The organism is Sphingobacterium corticibacterium (genome assembly GCF_004208525.1).
Lineage (GTDB): Bacteria > Bacteroidota > Bacteroidia > Sphingobacteriales > Sphingobacteriaceae > Sphingobacterium > Sphingobacterium corticibacterium.
Genome location: NZ_SGIT01000002.1, coordinates 1589031 through 1607826 on the forward strand (window position 1 = coordinate 1589031; position 18796 = coordinate 1607826).

Consider the following 18796-nt stretch of genomic DNA (forward strand, 5'->3'; position numbering starts at 1 on the left):
TCCAGAAACTATTATCCTGTTAAAGCGTTCATATCATATAGTCACAAAACAAAAATGTTATGAAAGAGATAAAGCACTTAAAAAATTTAATAGAAATCAATAACGACCGTACGTTAGGATTTAGAAAAGCACTAGAAGATTTAGAGCCTATAAATGCAGATCTTCAGGTTATTTTTACGGCAGCGGCAGCAGAAAGTGAGCGTTTTTCTCAAGAACTTACGGCGCTTGCAGAACAGCACGGGGCAGAAGTAGATGAGGATGACGAAAGCGTAGCAGGAGCTATCCATCGCGCTTGGATCGATGTGAAAGCCCTATTTGGTGGTAAAGATCGGAAGAGTATTCTGGAAGAAGCCGAACGCGGCGAGGATGCTATCAAAGCTGCTTATAAAAAAGTAATGGATAGCGGGGAGGTCAGCGGACATGCGTTAGAAACTATCCTTGATCAGGCTGCGCAGATTCGCGTCTCTCATGATAAGATTAAAGCTTTACGCGATAGCGCTAGCTAGTTCTTATTAATAGTAAACGATGAAAACAGTGCAAACGTTGCCGGCAACGTTTGCACTGTTTTTTTATGCCATTTCCTATGTATTTACTTATCAAATACTTATTGTTGTAAAAGCATTAATAAACCGAATATAAATATAAACCTCGTTTAGATGAAGAAGTTAATCATATTGATATTTTCCGTTTTTTTCACCTTACAAACTTTTGGGCAAAAAAACTATGTTCAAATGGCGGATGCTGATATGAAACGTAATCCAGAAGCGTGGATGCTTGATTTTTCAAAAACGTTGAAATGGAACTATTGCCACGGCTTGGTGATGCAATCTATATTACAAGTTTATGATAAGACGGGCAATGCAAAATATTACGATTATGTGTATGATTACGCAGATACGATGGTGAATGCTGACGGTACGATCAAGACCTATAAACCGTTGGAATATAACATAGACCGCGTCAATACCGGCAAAATTCTCTTCCCTATTTTGACAAAAACGAAAGAGGAGCGATTCAAGATCGCACTGGATCATCAACGGGAGCAGATGCGCACGCATCCTCGCACAAAAGACGGGAGCTTTTGGCATAAAAAAGTCTATCCGCATCAAGTATGGCTGGATGGGTTGTACATGGCAGGACCTTTTTTAGCACAATATGCAAAGGAAAATAATGAAGCAGCGCTATTTGATGATGTCGCTTTGCAGATTGTGGATGTCCGGAAATACTTGTATGACCCGCAAACCGGCCTGTATTTCCATGGGTGGGATGAAAGCAGACAACAGCGTTGGGCAGATCCCAAAACAGGACTTTCCCCACACTTTTGGTCGCGCAGTATAGGTTGGTATATGATGGCAATCGTTGATGTCTTGGATTTTTTACCGGAAGACCATAAAGATCGGCCAGCAGTCATCCATATTCTACAAGAACTGTCAGCTTCGATTGAAAAATTTAGAGACCCGGCAACAGGCATGTGGTACCAAGTTACCGATTTAGGAGATAGAGAAGGGAATTATCTGGAATCGACAGGATCTATTATGTTTATCTATACCTGGATCAAAGGCGCCCAAAAAGGCTATTTGGATAAGCGTTATTTGAAGAAAGGGAGACAAGCTTATGATGAATATTTAAAACGATTCGTGAAGACAGAAGCGGATGGCTCTTTATCTATTACCGATTGTTGTTCCGTAGCAGGATTGGGGGGCGAAAAGAATTATAGAGACGGAAGTTTTGAATACTATATTTCCGAACCGATCCGAGATAATGATCCTAAAGCTATAGGACCTTTCATCATGACAAGTGTTTTATTGGATAGGTAGGTGTGTGAAATCAGTCTTCGGGCAGGTTATCTGGACGATTGGACTAAACGATAGGCTTGGTTAGAATAATACGATGTGGCAAGAAAAAAATGACGTTTTGAACGATTTTCGGGCTGGAAACCTAGAAGCTTTTAACCGTATTTATTTCTTATACGCGCCGAAAATCTATGGCCGCATCCTGCGTTTAGTGAAAAAGCCGGATATAGCCGACGAGATTCTTCAAGAGGTGTTTTTAAAAGTGTGGGCAAAGCGTGCTGAAATTGATCCAGACAAAGGCTTTGTGTCTTTTCTTAATCGGATTTCCGATAATATTTCCATTGATTTTTTTCGGAAAAGCCGACGGGATGCGGCGGTTCAAATGGAACTATGGGCGGCATCTGTACATTATTATTTTCACACCGAGGAGAAAATCTACTCCAAAGAAGCGGGTCATATTCTTCAGGAAGCAATTGATACCCTTAGCCCTAGAAAAAGAGAGATACTCAAGCTCTGCAAACTAGAGGAAAGAAGTTATAAGGAAGTGGCCGATATGTTAGGAATATCGGTATCAAGTGTAAGTAATCAACTAGTGGCATCCATAAAAGATATTAAAAGATACATTACGAAATATTATGGTAATGAGTTTGTTATGTCTTTTTTAATCGGGTCAATATTCTTTTTCTAAAAAAAATCATTTTTTTCTAGTGTGTTTTTCTTTGGGGAGCGTATAGAGGGAAAGTAACAGAAGTTATAAACCCAAATGTAAACCAAAGTGGAAAATCAACAACGGCTGAAGTACCTGTTGGGCGAATATATCGGAAATCGTTTGGAATTTGGCGATTTTTCGGAACTTTTCGATTTACTCGGACAGGCTGATCGAGACCATGTGCAGGTGCTGCTGGACGAGCTGCTCAACACAGAAGAATCCTTATCACATCCAAACATGCAGCAACGTATCCATGCTGTCCACCATAACCTAATCGCGGAGATTGAGCAAACGCAGCTATCAGAAAGATACGAACGACGACAAAATGGTAACCGGAGGTTGTGGAAGTGGAGCATGATAGGTGCCGCTGCTGCTGTATTGCTGGCTTTTTTAGGGCTAAGGTATTTAGTTCCACAGCAGGCTTCGGATGAACGGAATACACCACGTACGGCAGCTATTGCTGACGTCATGCCGGGATCCAATAAGGCGATTCTTGAAATCGGAGGTGAGGAACATGCATTGGATGGTCGTAAAGCTGGAATTATATTGGGCGCTTCGGAGGTGCAATACCAAGATGGAGCTGATGCGAAAATCGCTATCCATGATCCTTCTGCAACAGTACGTTTACGAACACCTAGGGGTGGACAATATGCGGTGGTGATGCCCGATGGCACAAGAATTTGGTTGAATGCAGCGACGCAGCTCAGCTATACAGCGCGTTATGGCAAGAGAGACAGGACAGTGGAATTGAACGGCGAAGCGTATTTTGAAGTGGAGAAGAATGCCGCACTTCCTTTTATCGTTAAATCAAAAGGACAAGAGATTAAAGTTCTTGGTACCTCTTTCAATGTGAATGCTTACCAGGATGAGACATCGCTTAGGACGACCCTCGTAGAGGGGGCACTTCTACTGTCTACAGCAAAAGGAAGTTTGTCGATCTTACCTGATGAGCAGGCCTCCTGGAATATGGAAGATCAGCTAATGTACAAAGCGAAGGTAGATGTAAGCAGAGCTGTAGCCTGGAAAGAAGGCGTAATCGATTTACACGAGATGGGACTGGAAGAATGTATGAAGATAATCGGCAGATGGTATGATCTGGATGTCGTTTACCAAGGTAGAGTGCCTGATGTCGTGTTGGGTGGAAAAATGAGCCGCGGGGTAAAGCTCTCTGTCTTCTTAAAGTTCTTAAAGCAAAGTTTTGACGTGACTACTCAGCTGCAAGACGGGAAACTTGTCATTCAAGGGATTTAAACACGGGAACAAAAATAATGAAGCGTATGAAAACCAAGGTATGTAATCCGCCCTAAGCGATCGCGTCACCGATGAGCAAAAAGGGAAGTGCTCGTAACACCTCCCTCAAATGCTTTGGTATGCTATCCTGATAACGAAATAGAATAAATAACCTAGCACTTACAATATTATGAAAAAAAAGTGGGTATTGAGATTAGTTATGTTGACCAAAACCTGTTTGTTGTTGTTTATAGGGTGCCTGCAGATACAGGCCGCAACATTTTCGCAAACGATCAGTGTAAGATCGAAGTCGATTAGTTTTGAAAATCTTTTCAAACAAGTGGAAAAGGAGTGTGGCTACGTCGTGCTCTATGATTATAAAGAATTTAAACAATTAAAGCCTATTGCCGTAAATGTGCATGCAGTAGCACTGCCAACCTTTCTGTCAACTATTTTAAAAGAATTGCCTTTTCAATACGAAATAGATGACAAAACGGTCTTAATTAGTCCGGTAAAAACCCAAGAAAATCACCGGTCGGCGAGTAGAATTACGGAGGCTAACACCGCTGTCATGCAACAAGTTGTTCGTGGAAAAATCAGCAATGAACGAGGAGAGCCGCTGGCGGGCGTATCCATTACGGAAAAAGGCACCAACAACGGTGGAATTTCAGATGCTGATGGTTTGTTTGTATTGCAGTTACAGTCCGCTGATGCCGTATTATTGTTTTCAATCGTGGGTTATGAACCTACGCAGGTTGCGGCGGCAGGCAATCAAGCGTTAACGGTGGTGCTCAAACAGACAATCGATGGCCTGGATGAGGTTGTCGTGGTGGGTTATGGCACACAACGGCAGAAAGACCTGACAGGAGCCGTGGGTGTAACGACAGCCGAAGATTTTAATAAAGGACCACAATTGAGTCCGCAGCAACTTATACAAGGAAAAATGGCGGGGGTAAATATCGCCCAGAATAGTGGTAAACCCGGCGGTTCGAATACTGTTCGTATCCGCGGAGGAACTTCACTTACCGGGTCCAACGATCCGCTATATGTTATCGATGGGGTGCCCATATCGACAACAGCGGGCGTTGCGCAAGCTAATATACGAGGTAACGGAACGGATATCTTTGACCAGGAGCCTACAAACCCGCTAATGACGCTCAACCCGAGTGATATCGAGTCAATTACCGTATTGAAAGATGCATCGGCCTCCGCGATTTACGGATCAAGGGCGGCAAATGGGGTGATCGTAATCACCACCAAGAAAGGAAGTGCAGGAGCGAGTAATATCGCGATGGATGCATCTACAGGCATCGCTAATGTCGCGAAGAAAATGAATATGCTGTCAGCGGATAGGTATAGGGAAGAGCTTGCCAAACTAGGATTGCAGATTGATGATAAAGGGGCAAATACCGATTGGCAAGATGAAATATTCCGGACGGCAATGGTGCAGGATTACGCTTTGTCTCTATCAGGTGGTCAGCAGGGAACAACCTACCGGGCTTCACTGGGTTACGGGGATCAAGAAGGGATCATGTTGGGGTCTAAGCTTACCCGTGCAAATGCACGGGTAAATATTACACACGCCGCACTTAACGATCGTCTAACGTTTGATTTACGGACGAATTACGGGCGGACATTCTCCCAGTCGGCCCCTGTATCGAATACGGTTGGGAGCGAGGCAGGCACAAGTATAAATTACGAAGCTTACGTTTTCAATCCGACTTATCCGGTATATGACGCCAATGGCGATTTTTACGACGTTCCCCCTTACCGCGTTAATCCAGTATCTTTTCCAGAGGAAGTTAGCGACGAGCTGACAAACACGCGCTTTATCGGAAACTTATCGACGACCTATAAATTTATAGAACAGCTCAGCATCAATGTCAACCTAGGTTATACTAACCAACGGATAGATCGAAACAGTTATATCGCTAAAGCTAATTTGTTAGGGCAGGGACTTGGGGGATATGCCAGCGTGCAGAATCTGATGGATTATAGCCGTCTGTTGGAAAGCATACTACGCTATAATGATCAGTTTGGAAAGCACCGTATTGATGCTATAGCGGGATATTCCTGGCAGTATTTTATGAATGAAGGAGGGCGGAATACAGCGAATGGGTTTCTTTCAGATGAGTTTAAATGGTACAGCCTGCAGGCTGCGCAGACTATAAGCAGTACGACAACTTTTCGTTCGAGTAATAAGTTAATTTCCTTTTATGGACGTGTTAATTACAATTACGACGATCGTTTCCTAGCGACGGCAACGTTGCGCCGGGACGGCTCTAGTCGCTTTGGCCCGTCGAACCAGTGGGGATACTTCCCTTCAGGCTCCGTGGCGTGGCGGATTTCTCAGGAAGATTTTTTTCAGGTAAAACCGGTATCGGAGTTGAAACTTCGGATGAGTTACGGTGTTACGGGTAATCAGGAAATTGGGAATCTCAATTCGGTGACCACTTTGGGAGCTTCGACGACGGGTTATATCATCGGACAAGACCGCGTAACGATCGTTTTGCCACAACAATATGCAAACCCCAATATCAAATGGGAATCTACCTCGCAAGCCAATGTCGGTTTGGATTTTGGTTTGTTGGATAACAGGCTCCGGGGTAGTGTGGATTTCTATAATAAAAAGACAACGGATTTGCTACTACGCGTGCGGGTACCGTCGCCTACGGCGGTTAACACCCAAATTGTGAATGTCGGGAGTGTGCAAAACCGCGGTGTAGAAATTGAACTTGGCGCAGACCTGATAGAACGAGATAAATTAGGTTGGCAGACATCACTTAACTTTAGTCGCAATGTCAACAAAGTACTCAGCTTGTCTAACGACATGTATAAGGGAGACAATATACAGGCTGCCCCGATCATGGGTACCGTATCGGGAAGTTATGCCCAACTGATTATGCCCGGAGCGCCCCTCGGGACATTTTTTGGACGAAAATTTACAGGCATTGTAGATGGACTGGAACAGTATGAAGAAGATAATCAGATTATTGGATCCGCACAACCGAAATTCACCTACGGTTGGAGTAACGACTTTCAATATGGTCGAGCGTGGTTAGCATTCACATTTAGGGGAACAGTCGGTAACGATATCTATAATCTAACCGGTAATAATTTAAGTTACCTCAATAATCTACCGGGCAAGAATGTTTTGGAAACAGCGGTTACCAGCGGTGTCAATAGGGAACAACCTAAGGTATACTCTTCTCGATGGATAGAAGACGGTTCATACCTCCGATTGGATAACTTTACGCTAGGTTATACACTTCGTGGAAAAGCCAAATTTTTTGAAAATGCACGTGTATTTGTGAACGGACAGAATCTGTTTGTCTTGACAGGTTATAGTGGGCTGGATCCTGAAGTAAATTCAGAGGTCTCGGCTACGGGTGTCGCTCCGTTGGGAGTCGATTATTTAAGTTACCCAAGGGCGCGCAGTTTTAGTTTAGGTTTTTCAACTAGTTTTTAAAAGTAATCAAGATGAACACGTTATTAACATATAAATACATGCTGGCTGCGGCTTTCCTTTTTGTTACTGCAGGCTGTACGAAATTAGAGGAGGAACGTTTCGGGAATTTATCGCCTGAAACTTACTATAGTACAGAAGAAGAAGCCTTATCTTCGGTCGCCGGAGTCTATCAAAAATTGTCCTTAGTTATCGATATTGGTGATTTGTTCCGGATAGCAGAATTTGGCACAGATGAGTTCGTTGTACCCGGTAGAGCCAGTGGTGGTTGGTTTGACCAAAATCAGTTGGATATTATTTTACATGAGACCGACCGCAATAATGCAATGCTTGCGCGAGCGTGGAATAATCTTTTTTTAGAAATAGGCACGGCGAATGCTGTTTTGGAGGGCTTGGATGCTTCGCCGAATAAGGATAACTTCAAAGCATTGATAGCGGAAACGCGTTTGCTTCGCGCCTATGGGTACTTCTATGCGATGGATTTTTGGGGAAATGTGCCTGTGGTCACCGTAGCTCGAATAGATCCGGCCAATTTGCCATTGACTACCCCTCGGAAGGATGTTTTCCAGTTTATTGAGACAGAGATTCAGGAAGCTATAAACGATCTGCCGAGTATGACAGAAGTTGACAAATCGAGCTATTATCCGCGTTTTACGAAAGAGTCTGCACAGACGTTATTAGCCACGATGTATCTCAATGCAGAGGTGTATACCGGCACGCCACAGTGGCAAAAGGCGATTGATGCTTGTGATGCGGTGATCAATACAGGTGCATTCTCACTCGAGACTGATGTTGTCAATAATTTCAGCGCAACTCTGCAAAGAAATTCGAAGGAGTTAATATCTGCCTTTACGAACGACCCAAGCCGTAATGCCGGAGGCAACCAGTTTATTCTCTATACCCAAAATGGTTTAGATCAGCAACGTTATAACTTGCCTTTTACCCCGGCAAATGGCTACAGTACTTATCAGGAAGCATTGGATCGCTATGAAGATGGCGATAAACGTAAAAATCTATTGCAATATGGTCCTCAAACCTACTTGGATGGCCGTCCATTGAATTACCCAGACGGTACGCAGCTGGATATTATCGCTGTTAAAGACTTGATAAGCGCGCAGGACAATGAAGGCTATAAGGTGCTCAAATATACGCCGGTCGGCACAACGTGGTCGGGTTATAACGCCGATAACGACTATGTCTTAACGCGGTATGCAGATATCTTGTTAATAAAGGCGGAAGCTTTGTTCCGGTTAGGAAACCAAGGGGATGCACTGGAGTTAATCAATATGATCCGTGATCGTAGTGATGCTAACGCATTGGATGCGCTTTCGCTTGTTGATATCGAAGCAGAACGCGCGCGTGAATTTATCTGGGAAGGGCATCGCCGACGGGATATGATTCGATTTGGAACGTATTTTACGGGAAGATGGGCGTTTAAGACGAAAGATACACCTACGTGGAGGGGTATCTATCCTATTCCACAGGAGCAGATTACAGCGAACCCACAACTCGAACAAAACCCGGAATACTAAATTTGTATATATATGAAATCATTCATCCTTTTTCTTTTACTCGGCGCGGTCGTGGTAGGATACACCCAAACGCCGATTCCGAGAGACACGTCGTTCACGCTACATGGCACATACTTGAAGGAACGGAAATACAGGCCTTATATCCGAATCGCGGAAGTAAAAAGTTCGGTAGCGTCGTATTTAGATCAAGAATATGATCGAGTTGGAGACAGACCATTACTTTTAGATGTGTTTTATCCCAAGAGCGGTACGTCAAAGCGTTATCCTGGTGTGCTGTTGATTCATGGAGGAGGATGGCAATCGGGTGATAAATCTCAAATGCATACTATTGGAAAGGCATTAGCGGCTAAAGGTTATGTTGCCGTTGCGGTAGAGTATCGCTTGTCTTTAGAAGCCAAATATCCGGAAGCTGTCTATGATTTGAAGTCGGCCGTAAGATGGATGCGTGCCCATGCCGATAAAATTCAGTTGGATACGAAACATATAGCCAGCTTGGGAACTTCTGCAGGAGGGCAACTGGCTAGTCTATTAGGTGTTACAAATGGAAATTCTGATTTTGAGGGACAGGGTAGAGGAAATGCCGAGCAGCTATCCGATGTCCAAGCTGTTGTCAATATAGATGGAACGCTTGCGTTCCGGCATCCAGAATCTTCCGAAGGCACCGCAGCATCCAATTGGCTGGATGGAACGTACGAGCAGAATTCGGCAAACTGGGAGTCGGCCGCTCCTTTAAACCATGTCTCCAAAAATTCGGTACCGATTATATTTTTAAATAGTTCTATTCCACGATTTCATGCGGGACGAGATGATATGATCAAAAAACTCGATCGATATGGTATTTATTGGGAAATCCGAGAATTTCCCGATACACCTCACCCGTATTGGTTCTTTAGCCCTTGGTTTCAACCGATGATGGATTATACAGTCGACTTTTTGGATGGGATTTTTGAATGAATTTTTACCAAAAAATATAACTTTCGGTGAATTAAAGAAATTGAATATGATTGATCTTGTAGAACTGAAGTAGTTCTTATTTAAAAAAAACAGTGCAAACGTTGCCGGCAACGTTTGCACTGTTTTTTTAAGCTATTTCCTATGTATTTACTTATCAAATACTTATTGTTGTAAAAGCATATAATAAACCGAAAATAAACCTCGTTTAGATGAAGAAGTTAATCATATTGATATTTTCCGTTTTTTTTGCCGTCCAAGCTTTTGGGCAAAAAAACTATGTTCAGCTGGCAAAATCACCTGTTCCTATAAAACCCCGTATACTCATAAGTACAGATATTGGAGGCACAGATCCGGATGATAATCAATCGATGGCTCATTTTTTAATGTACAGCGACCTTTTTGAAACTGAAGGCCTTGTTTCTTCACCATCATACGGAAGCGGTAGTGTGTCAGAGATATTGCGAATGATTGATCTTTATGAAAAAGACCTACCTAAATTGAAAAAACACTCCGATAGCTTTCCGTCTCCCGAATATTTACGGTCCATCAGCAAACAGGGAAGACTTGGAGCTGCTCCTTATCGTGGATATACGACTGCTACCGAGGGATCAGACTGGATTATCAAATGTGCTCGGAAAGAAAGTGAGCAGCCGCTATGGGTACTTGTGTGGGGAGGCTTAGATGATGTGGCCCAAGCGCTGCATGACGCCCCGGATATTCAGGACAAAATAAGAATATACTGGATTGGTGGTCCGAATAAAAAGTGGAGCACCAACAGCTATGCCTACATTGTGGAGAATTTTCCAAACCTCTGGTTCATCGAAAATAATGCTTCCTACCGTGGGTTCATTGCTAACTACAAGCAAATGGATGAATTTAACGGGAGGTATTACGATACATTCATCAGTGGCCGTGGAAATTTGGGCAAAGACTTTAAAAATTACTTGGACGGAAATACCAAGTTGGGAGATACGCCATCTTTGCTTTATATGATGGATGGGGATCCAAATGATCCCACAAAAGAATCGTGGGGTGGTGCCTTTGTGAAATTCACACATAGTCCACAGGTTATATTCGACAGGCCAACAATAGCCCAAGACACTGTTCAGATCTACTCCATCATGGAATTTCGTGTGAAAGGTCCCGAAATAGACATTCCATCCGATTCGATTTGCATGCATATGACGATTAATAAACAAACCTGGGGAGGATTTTATTTAGGAGATGGGATTTATGCCGTAAGACATGCGACCTACGCGCTTGGAACAATGCCCTATACTATCGTTTCCGATATTCCAGGTTTCCCGGAGCAGAACGGTGAGATCACCATCGAGAATGTCTGGCCAGGCAAGACCCGTGAAACAGATTACAAGTTGGGGAACAACTGGTTTACAGATAAAAGTGATGAAGATTTATTCGATAAGAACTTGCACGGCTTCAAAACGGTATCTAAATGGCGTATTGATGTCATGATAGATTGGGCTAAACGCTGGGATTGGATTCGATGATAGGAATAAATAAAAATCATAACAACATGAAAAGTCTTCTTATTTTCTTACTATCTGTCTTTTCTGCTCTATCCGGATCTGCACAGTATGACATTCCAGCCTTCCCGGGAGCCGAGGGTTTTGGACGCTATGCTACCGGTGGACGCGGAGGAAAAGTATATCATGTAACCACGCTGGAAGACGGTAACGAACCAGGGACATTCCGCTATGCTGTCTCTCAGAAGGGCATACGCACGGTAGTATTTGATGTGGCGGGAACTATTTTTCTCAATAGCCGCCTGAATATCGTCGACGGCAATCTGACCATTGCCGGACAAACAGCACCCGGGCAGGGGATTTGTATTGCACGCCATCCGGTATCCGTTAATGCAGATAATGTGATTATTCGTTACATGCGTTTTCGCGTTGGTAATGAGGGGAGTGGAGAGCCGGACGGATTAGGGGGGTCAAAAAACCGTAATGTCATTATCGATCATTGTTCCATCAGCTGGTCGGTTGATGAAACCTGTACTTTCTATGGCGGTGAAAACGTAACGGTACAATGGTGCCTGATTTCGGAAAGCCTTCGCACAGCCGGACATGCTAAGGGAAAGCATGGTTACGGAGCCATTGTCGGTGGACACCGGTCTTCCTTTCATCATAATCTGATGGCCCATCACGAAAGTCGCATGCCTCGTTTGGGCCCTCATGTTTCGACGCAGGAACGCGAATATGTGGATATGCGTAACAATGTGCTTTATAATTGGGCGGGAGCAGGATGTTACGGTGGTGAAGGAATGCAGGTGAATATTGTAAACAATTATTACAAGCCCGGTCCGGCAACGCCGAAAAACAGCCGTGTCCGCTACCGTATTGCTGCTATCGGCGTGCGTACTTCCGAATATGTGACCGGAAAGAACGGTCAACCCAACGCATGGAAACCGATGGAACATGTTTGGGGACGTTTTTATGTAGACGGAAATGTGGTGGAAGGCGATCAGGAAACAACAAAAAATAACTGGACAAAGGGAATCTACGCGCAAATTGCCAATAATAATGATCACACTTTTACAAAGCAGGTGAAGAAAGAGATGCGTCTTTCCTCCCCGTTGGAAAGCGACGTGATTACCACCCATACCGCTCAGGAAGCTTACCGTTTAGTTTTGCAACATGCGGGATGTTCAAAACAGCGCGACATCATCGATTTACGCATCGTTGAAGAAACGAAAAACGGAACAGCGACTTACTTCGGCAGCATTTCTTCAGACGCGAAAAATTATCCCGGACTCATCGACGTTCCCGATGACGTAAAGCCTTCAAGTGCAGCAAGTGCCTGGCCCGATTTGAGCGACAGTGGTGTTAACCCCGAGTCTCTGCAAGATTCCGACGGCGACGGTATGCCCGATTGGTGGGAAAATTCAAACAAGTTGAATCCGAACGATGCCACTGACGGCAATACCGTAACATTGAACAAAGCGGGTTATACCAACCTAGAGGTGTACCTGAACAGTTTAGTAGAAGATATTACACAGCAACAAAACAGGGAGAGTCCCCAAAAATAAGCCGCGATAAAAAATACGTTAGAAAATAGGTAGTGATGCGAAAAACTTCTTTTAACAAACTAAACCTTCTATTTTGGTTGATGATATTGTGTACTTTAACCGCTGTAAGTGCACAGCAAAAGAATCGTTTGGTCGTACTTACGGACATAGGTGGGGATCCCGATGATCAAATGTCTATGGTACGGTTAATGACCTACGCCAATCATTTCGATATCGAAGGGTTGATAGCAACACCCCACGGCCCGGATTATCGTATAGAACCGGAGTATATAGACCGTATCGTGACGGCCTATGGTAAAGTTAGGGATAATCTCGAATTGCATGAATCCGGCTATCCCACTGCGGCTTATCTGAAGCAACAAATATCACGGGGTATCGAACAGGACGGAATGGATGCTGTGGGCGAAGGAAAGGACTCGCCAGGTTCTGAATTATTAATACAATCCGTTGACAAGGAAGACCAAAGGCCCTTGTGGGTTACCGTATGGGGTGGACCCAACGTGCTGGCACAAGCACTGTGGAAAGTCCGAAAGACAAGATCGCCGGAAGAGCTGGCGGAGTTTGTGGCGAAACTTCGTGTGTATGCTATTTCTGATCAGGACAATAGCGGTCCCTGGATCCGTAAAGAATTTCCCAACCTGTTTTACATAGTCACTCCCGGTGTGAATGCTGGTGGCGGATTTCATCATGCTACGTGGATTGCTATTGGAGGGGACAAATTTCATGGCAGATTTGGCGGCGCCGATTTTTCGCTGGTCAGCAATGAATGGCTAGATAAGAACATAAGGGAGAAAGGGGCATTGGGAAAGCTATATCCCCGTTGGGAATTTATGATGGAAGGTGATACCCCATCGTTTTTTCATCTGATCAACAATGGCCTTAGTCATCCGGATCGGCCCGATTGGGGCGGTTGGGGCGGCAGGTATGAATTATACACTCCCAAAACTGAGAAATGGTTTTTGGAACCCGAAACCCGACCTATATGGACCAATGTACAGGATGAGGTTTTAGGGATAGATGGAGAATGGCATACGACCAACCACGCGACCATCTGGCGTTGGCGTTCTGCATATCAAAATGATTTTGCGGCTCGAATGGATTGGACAATTAAACCTTATGATAAAGCAAATCATCCACCTATTGTGAAGCTTGATCATCCGGAATATATCAAAGCCAAACCTGGGGAACGTGTGGAGCTTAGCGCCACAAGCACGATCGATCCAGACGGCGATGCGCTTTCTTTTGAGTGGTTTTGTTATGAAGAGCCAGGTACAAGGCGAATGTCCAACTCCGCCACAGGTGTTAAGCATGATATTTATGCTTTTGATCAGCCACAGGCGTGGTTGGATGTAAAAACCAGTAGGGTGATGCCTCCCGGAACAGGTACTATGCATATCATTCTGGCAGTTACGGATCATGGAACACCTCGGCTTACCCGATATAAAAGAGTAATAATTGACGTGCAGGAATAAAATGGGCCAAACGCTGATTTTTCTAATCTACTCCCCATTTTTTATGCCATTCGGACTGCGCATCGAGCACGTGTTGCGGCGCATTCGTATACCAGCTGTAGCCATTGCGGCGCTCCGCTCCGATTTCGTCTAGCGCATGCTTCTTTATACCGTCACGATCACAAAAGTAGGGCTTGGCGGTCTCCAAATCGTAGAATCGGGCCCATATCGGTGGTGCCTTCTTGTCGGTGACGACGACGGTGTTGCGGTTGCCCTGCTGATCTCGTTGCCGTTCCACACGTATTCCTTCAATCTTATTCTGCTCGAACCAAGTACACGCACCGTCGACTGCGGCGATAACGGCTGCAGAAGGATGATCTATATCCATAAGCAACGCGACAATACCTACGGACTCTGATCCGCTAAAAGACGCAAGTTCGTAAGATCGTGCTTTCACCGGAGCAAGTGTTTTGTAATGATGCTGTGCACACCACACCGTTGGTTTAGCATTAACGCTGATCTGTGTTTTGAGAATGCAATCGATACCCCTATCGAACGCTTTACGTGCCTTGTCTTTTGTATCTGGGGCAATTTTTAGGGGTGCAAATTCGGGAACATCAGCATAGATATCCTTGAGAAAGTTCATGATGTTCACCATAGCGTTATCGTTATAGGTGATATGCATGGAATAAGGTACGGTTCTGTCCGTACGTGTCTCCTCTCCAGCATCTCTGACGGGATAGAACTGAGGCCAACCGCCATTATCGTATTGAGCCAAAAAAATGTAATCCAACCCTTTATTAAAGGCTTCTTTGTACCTTTCGTCTTTAAAATGCGTATATACCTTGGCTAAAAATCTTAACTCACTGATGGTAGAACCGTTATCAAACGTACCTCCGACATCGTTTTTAGTCCGTTTATAATAAGTTCTAAGGGAGTCGGAAAAGACATGATGATAAGGTTGGTTTTTTACCCAGCCACCGATATCCTTTTGACTGACCAATACGTTTTCTGCGATCCGCTTAGCCTCATCGGTGCCATACCAGTCTGTCGGCATTCCGGTCGCAACCGTTGTCCATCTCATTCTGAGGTAATTTTGAGTGGTAGAATTAGGTCTGTCTTGGCCTATGACAATCGCTGAAGCAAGCAGCATAACCAGTATACAAAAGTAGTTTCTAATCATAAGTATATAGCTAGGTTTATAGACATTAAAGTTACGAATTTGATCAATTTATTTGTGCCTTACGGCGGCAAATAATTGACGAAATAGTCTCATTTTCAGTAATATTAACGTGACAATATATAGATGTTTTTATGTTGTAGCGTCTACGAAAAAGCGCAAAGTCCCCATTTTGCACATGTACATGGTTCCGTTGCGCATGTACTTAGCGGCTATGTACCGTGTTTGCATCAACAGATCACTGTAGCTGACGGTTTTGTACCGTGTCAAAACGTATTTGTTGCTTGACATAACGACAATGTCCTTTTGATGGTCGATGACCGCACGTGACATGTTTGATATGTCACGTGCGTGAACGACTATGTGTTTGTAGTTGACCACAAAGTCACGGAACATAATCTATAACTCACGTGACATGTCAGCTTTGTTCTCGTACAAAACAGGAATGTGCTGTGCAGGCATTCACATGTACATGTACAAAGCCTCAAAGAAATACGCAGTCGCTGTTTTCCCGTACACCGACGCGATCTCGTCGTACGTCTTGAATCGTTCGTCAGACAACGACACGATGTCGTGGTATTGGAGATACAGTCAACCCGTCTAGGGAAGTGATGGGGATGATCATCTGTTTCATCTCTTTGTGCGGGAAGATCATTCTTTCGTATGACGTAACAGTACTTCCGCCCTTCGGGATGAGTTTTCCGTTCGCCGGCATCGTCTCCCGGTATGCCGATACGTTGTCGGCATACCGGGAAAATGTTTCTTTGGACAGCGGCAACGTTTCCCCAGAGGCCGAGACGACTATCCCATATGCCGACGTGAAAAAGATGGACGGGAGTTGCGTAAAGTAGGGCAACGAAGTGATGTCGGCGTCCGTCGACATAACACTTCCGTCCGCCGACGTTACATTTCTGTTAGGGGCATAAGCTTTGAGACTTCACATTTCCGCTCTACTGATTAACAAACGTATACGTATCACCGGCCTTCGTATCAAACTCAATTAGCTTTGTCTCTGGAAGTTTAAAACCTTTCAAATTTGCTTTAGCGGATATCAGAGGATCTTTGATCGGATGTACCCGATAGAATGGATTCTGGTTTTCTCCCTCTGCGATGTCCATCATGAGATCACTTTTCAAATTTGTTTCCTGCGCTAGGCGAAGGCGACAGTTTCCGCCTAATGTTGATTTAATAGTCAATGTCTTTAGTTTGCTATCTGCCCAAGTCATGTCAATTTCAAATCCTCCGCGCACTTTCAGACCACTGACGCTACCATGAGGTAAGGCATCGGGTAAGGCCGGTAGAATGAAAATATTCCCGTCATAAGACTGCACTAGCATTTCTGCGATACCAGACGTACAGCCGAAATTCCCGTCAATTTGGAAAGGAGGGTGCGCATCCAATAAATTCGGATAGGTACCCCCGCCCTGTCCTTTATCGCCCACAGGTGGGCTCAACTGCTCCTGAATGAGTTTATACGTTTGATTACCATCCAATAGACGAGCCCACCAATTCACTTTCCAGCCCATGGACCATCCGGTCGACTTATCGCCACGGTAGATCAATGAATTGACTGCCGCTTCTGTCAAGTCTGGATTACGGAAAGGCGATATCTGCCCGGCCGGGTATAACCCATATAAGTGGGAGATGTGCCGGTGCTGGTCAGTCGTTTTATCCAGGTCCTCTAACCATTCTTGTAACTGCGTATGCTGTCCAATCTGCATAGGAGGTAAACGATCCAATGTAGCTTTAACGGAGTCCGCCAGCGGTGCATCTAAACCTAATATTTTTGCGGCATCGATAAAGTTATGGAACACATCAAAGATCAATTGATTATCCATGGTGGTACCGGCTGAAACACCGACACTACCGGGCAGATACGAGTTTTCTGGTGACATCGAAGGGCTGACGACCAGCCATTGTCCTGAAGGGTCTTCGTGCAGAATATCTAGGTAAAACAGTGCTTTCCCTTTCAGTATATCATAATATTTCTGCAAAAAAGATGTTTGTCCATTGTAGAGGTAATGCTGCCAAATATGTTGGCTTAACCAAGCTCCTCCCATCGGCCACATACCGTAATAACCGCCATCCACAACGCCAGTAATACGCCATAGATCCGTATTATGGTGCATATTCCATCCACGGGCGTGATACATTTCCCGTGCGCTTTCCTGCCCGGTGAGCGAAAGATCTTCCAGCATAGAAAATAATGGTTCGTGCATTTCGGAGAGGTTTGTCACTTCGGCAGGCCAGTAATTCATCTCGGTGTTAATGTTAACGGTATACTTACTGTCCCATGGCGGAGATAGCTTTTCATTCCATATACCCTGTAGGTTCGCTGGCTGACCACCCGGCTGCGAGGAGCTGATTAGCAGGTATCGTCCAAATTGAAAATACAAAGATACTAAAGCCGGGTCATGTGCGGTTGCAAACTCTTGTACACGTACATCGGTTGTCTTATTAGCCTGTGCCGAGGTACCCAGATCTAGATGAACTCGGTTAAAAAAACGTTGGTATTTTTGACTATGGTTAGCCAGTGCCTTATCATATTTTACGCGTAATGCCTTGTCCAATATGGTTTGTGCCCGTTTGGACGGGTCTCCACTTAAATCGTTATATCGGTTGAAATTGGTGCCGATAGAAATATACAAGATCACCTCGTCCGCATCTTTGATGTCAAAGCTATTCCCGTTTACGGTCAGCTGTCCTCCTTTTAGGGCCGGACGCACCATACCCTCAAAGTTTACTTTCCCTGTTTTGCTATCCACTGATCCACTGGTACCCGAAAGGCTCAACTGTTTTTTTGTTGCGGTTAGCGCGTGCATTTTATGAGGAGTGCTGAGCCCGATAGAAAACGAAAGGGCATTTTTCTTGGAGGACGTTAAGCGAACGATGACAACATCGTCCGTAAAAGAAGCAAACACTTCCCGATTATATTGAACACCGTCCACCTTATACGATGTGCGTGCTACCGCATCTTGAATATCGAGCTCGCGATAGAAATCATGGAATGTCTCGTGTCCTGGAAAATTTAGCCAAAGACTTCCAAAGGTCTGATAGGGCATCCCATAATCTAAACCATCGGGTGCTTGTCGCGGGAAGGTCGCATTCGACAAATCTTGTGCTTCCTTGGCTTTTCCTTCGGCCAGTAGCTTTCGGATTGCGACAATCTTGTCGTATGTATTTTTGGGAACGTTATTACCCGGTTCACCCGCCCATATCGTTTCTTCGTTAAGTTGTATTTGTTCCTTCGCCGGATTTCCAAAAACCATGGCACCTAGCCGACTGTTTCCAATAGGCAGCGCTTCGTTCCAATCGGCAGCAGGTTTATCATATATCAGTTTTAGCTCCTGCTGCGCGTGCAAAAGTGTCCACGGAGCGAATAGTACCGTGGCCGCCAATAAAATTGTCTTTAGCATATTTTTATTCCTCATT

Annotated in this window: 13 protein-coding genes; 10 read left to right on the forward strand and 3 right to left on the reverse strand. The window is 44.6% G+C overall.

Going from position 1 to position 18796, the window contains the following annotated elements:
* The first annotated feature begins 59 nt into the window (after nucleotides 1-59).
* The 10 genes from EWE74_RS14795 to EWE74_RS14840 all read left to right on the forward strand — a co-directional run bounded on the left by EWE74_RS14795 (nucleotide 60) and on the right by EWE74_RS14840 (nucleotide 14205).
* Nucleotides 60-506 (forward strand): PA2169 family four-helix-bundle protein, encoded by a 447-nt coding sequence (locus EWE74_RS14795; RefSeq protein ID WP_130142284.1) that lies wholly within the window; start codon nucleotides 60-62, stop codon nucleotides 504-506.
* Between the two features lie 150 nt (nucleotides 507-656).
* Nucleotides 657-1817: a glycoside hydrolase family 88/105 protein gene (locus tag EWE74_RS14800; protein WP_130142285.1), complete on the forward strand. Its 1161-nt coding sequence runs from the start codon at nucleotides 657-659 to the stop codon at nucleotides 1815-1817.
* A gap of 73 nt (nucleotides 1818-1890) precedes the next feature.
* Nucleotides 1891-2481 carry an RNA polymerase sigma factor gene (locus tag EWE74_RS14805; RefSeq protein WP_130142286.1) on the forward strand — a complete coding sequence of 197 codons (591 nt, stop codon included), beginning with the start codon at nucleotides 1891-1893 and terminating at the stop codon, nucleotides 2479-2481.
* 87 nt (nucleotides 2482-2568) lie between these two features.
* Nucleotides 2569-3753, forward strand: coding sequence for a FecR family protein (locus tag EWE74_RS14810; RefSeq protein ID WP_130142287.1), 1185 nt, complete (start codon nucleotides 2569-2571; stop codon nucleotides 3751-3753).
* Nucleotides 3754-3922: 169 nt separating this feature from the next.
* The gene (locus EWE74_RS14815) at nucleotides 3923-7201 is read left to right on the forward strand and encodes a TonB-dependent receptor (RefSeq protein ID WP_130142288.1); all 3279 of its coding nucleotides are present in this window, start codon (nucleotides 3923-3925) and stop codon (nucleotides 7199-7201) included.
* A gap of 11 nt (nucleotides 7202-7212) precedes the next feature.
* Entirely contained in the window at nucleotides 7213-8730 is a 1518-nt protein-coding gene (locus EWE74_RS14820) for a RagB/SusD family nutrient uptake outer membrane protein (RefSeq protein ID WP_130142289.1), read from the forward strand.
* Between the two features lie 12 nt (nucleotides 8731-8742).
* On the forward strand, nucleotides 8743-9684 hold the full coding sequence (locus EWE74_RS14825; protein WP_130142290.1) for an alpha/beta hydrolase: 942 nt from the start codon (nucleotides 8743-8745) through the stop codon (nucleotides 9682-9684).
* 209 nt (nucleotides 9685-9893) lie between these two features.
* Entirely contained in the window at nucleotides 9894-11192 is a 1299-nt protein-coding gene (locus EWE74_RS14830) for a nucleoside hydrolase-like domain-containing protein (RefSeq protein WP_130142291.1), read from the forward strand.
* A gap of 26 nt (nucleotides 11193-11218) precedes the next feature.
* Entirely contained in the window at nucleotides 11219-12733 is a 1515-nt protein-coding gene (locus tag EWE74_RS14835; protein WP_130142292.1) for a pectate lyase family protein, read from the forward strand.
* 80 nt (nucleotides 12734-12813) lie between these two features.
* Nucleotides 12814-14205 carry a DUF1593 domain-containing protein gene (locus EWE74_RS14840; protein ID WP_206365240.1) on the forward strand — a complete coding sequence of 464 codons (1392 nt, stop codon included), beginning with the start codon at nucleotides 12814-12816 and terminating at the stop codon, nucleotides 14203-14205.
* A gap of 22 nt (nucleotides 14206-14227) precedes the next feature.
* Here EWE74_RS14840 and pelA read toward each other — a convergent pair whose 3' ends face one another.
* The 3 genes from pelA to EWE74_RS14855 all read right to left on the reverse strand — a co-directional run bounded on the left by pelA (nucleotide 14228) and on the right by EWE74_RS14855 (nucleotide 18780).
* Complete coding sequence (gene pelA / locus EWE74_RS14845; RefSeq protein ID WP_206365241.1) at nucleotides 14228-15268, reverse strand: pectate lyase; 1041 nt, start codon at nucleotides 15266-15268, stop codon at nucleotides 14228-14230.
* 649 nt (nucleotides 15269-15917) lie between these two features.
* Complete coding sequence (locus tag EWE74_RS14850; protein WP_130142294.1) at nucleotides 15918-16247, reverse strand: hypothetical protein; 330 nt, start codon at nucleotides 16245-16247, stop codon at nucleotides 15918-15920.
* 67 nt (nucleotides 16248-16314) lie between these two features.
* On the reverse strand, nucleotides 16315-18780 hold the full coding sequence (locus EWE74_RS14855; RefSeq protein WP_239018669.1) for a glycoside hydrolase family 95 protein: 2466 nt from the start codon (nucleotides 18778-18780) through the stop codon (nucleotides 16315-16317).
* Nucleotides 18781-18796: the final 16 nt, after the last annotated feature.

Coding starts and splice junctions, on each gene's coding strand:
- EWE74_RS14795 (WP_130142284.1), top strand. CDS start 60: ATGAAAGAGATAAAGCACTTAAAAAATTTAATAGAAATCAATAACGAC.
- EWE74_RS14800 (WP_130142285.1), top strand. CDS start 657: ATGAAGAAGTTAATCATATTGATATTTTCCGTTTTTTTCACCTTACAA.
- EWE74_RS14805 (WP_130142286.1), top strand. CDS start 1,891: ATGTGGCAAGAAAAAAATGACGTTTTGAACGATTTTCGGGCTGGAAAC.
- EWE74_RS14815 (WP_130142288.1), top strand. CDS start 3,923: ATGAAAAAAAAGTGGGTATTGAGATTAGTTATGTTGACCAAAACCTGT.
- EWE74_RS14820 (WP_130142289.1), top strand. CDS start 7,213: ATGAACACGTTATTAACATATAAATACATGCTGGCTGCGGCTTTCCTT.
- EWE74_RS14825 (WP_130142290.1), top strand. CDS start 8,743: ATGAAATCATTCATCCTTTTTCTTTTACTCGGCGCGGTCGTGGTAGGA.
- EWE74_RS14830 (WP_130142291.1), top strand. CDS start 9,894: ATGAAGAAGTTAATCATATTGATATTTTCCGTTTTTTTTGCCGTCCAA.
- EWE74_RS14835 (WP_130142292.1), top strand. CDS start 11,219: ATGAAAAGTCTTCTTATTTTCTTACTATCTGTCTTTTCTGCTCTATCC.
- EWE74_RS14840 (WP_206365240.1), top strand. CDS start 12,814: ATGATATTGTGTACTTTAACCGCTGTAAGTGCACAGCAAAAGAATCGT.
- pelA (WP_206365241.1), bottom strand. CDS start 15,268: ATGAGATGGACAACGGTTGCGACCGGAATGCCGACAGACTGGTATGGC.
- EWE74_RS14850 (WP_130142294.1), bottom strand. CDS start 16,247: ATGTCGACGGACGCCGACATCACTTCGTTGCCCTACTTTACGCAACTC.
- EWE74_RS14855 (WP_239018669.1), bottom strand. CDS start 18,780: ATGCTAAAGACAATTTTATTGGCGGCCACGGTACTATTCGCTCCGTGG.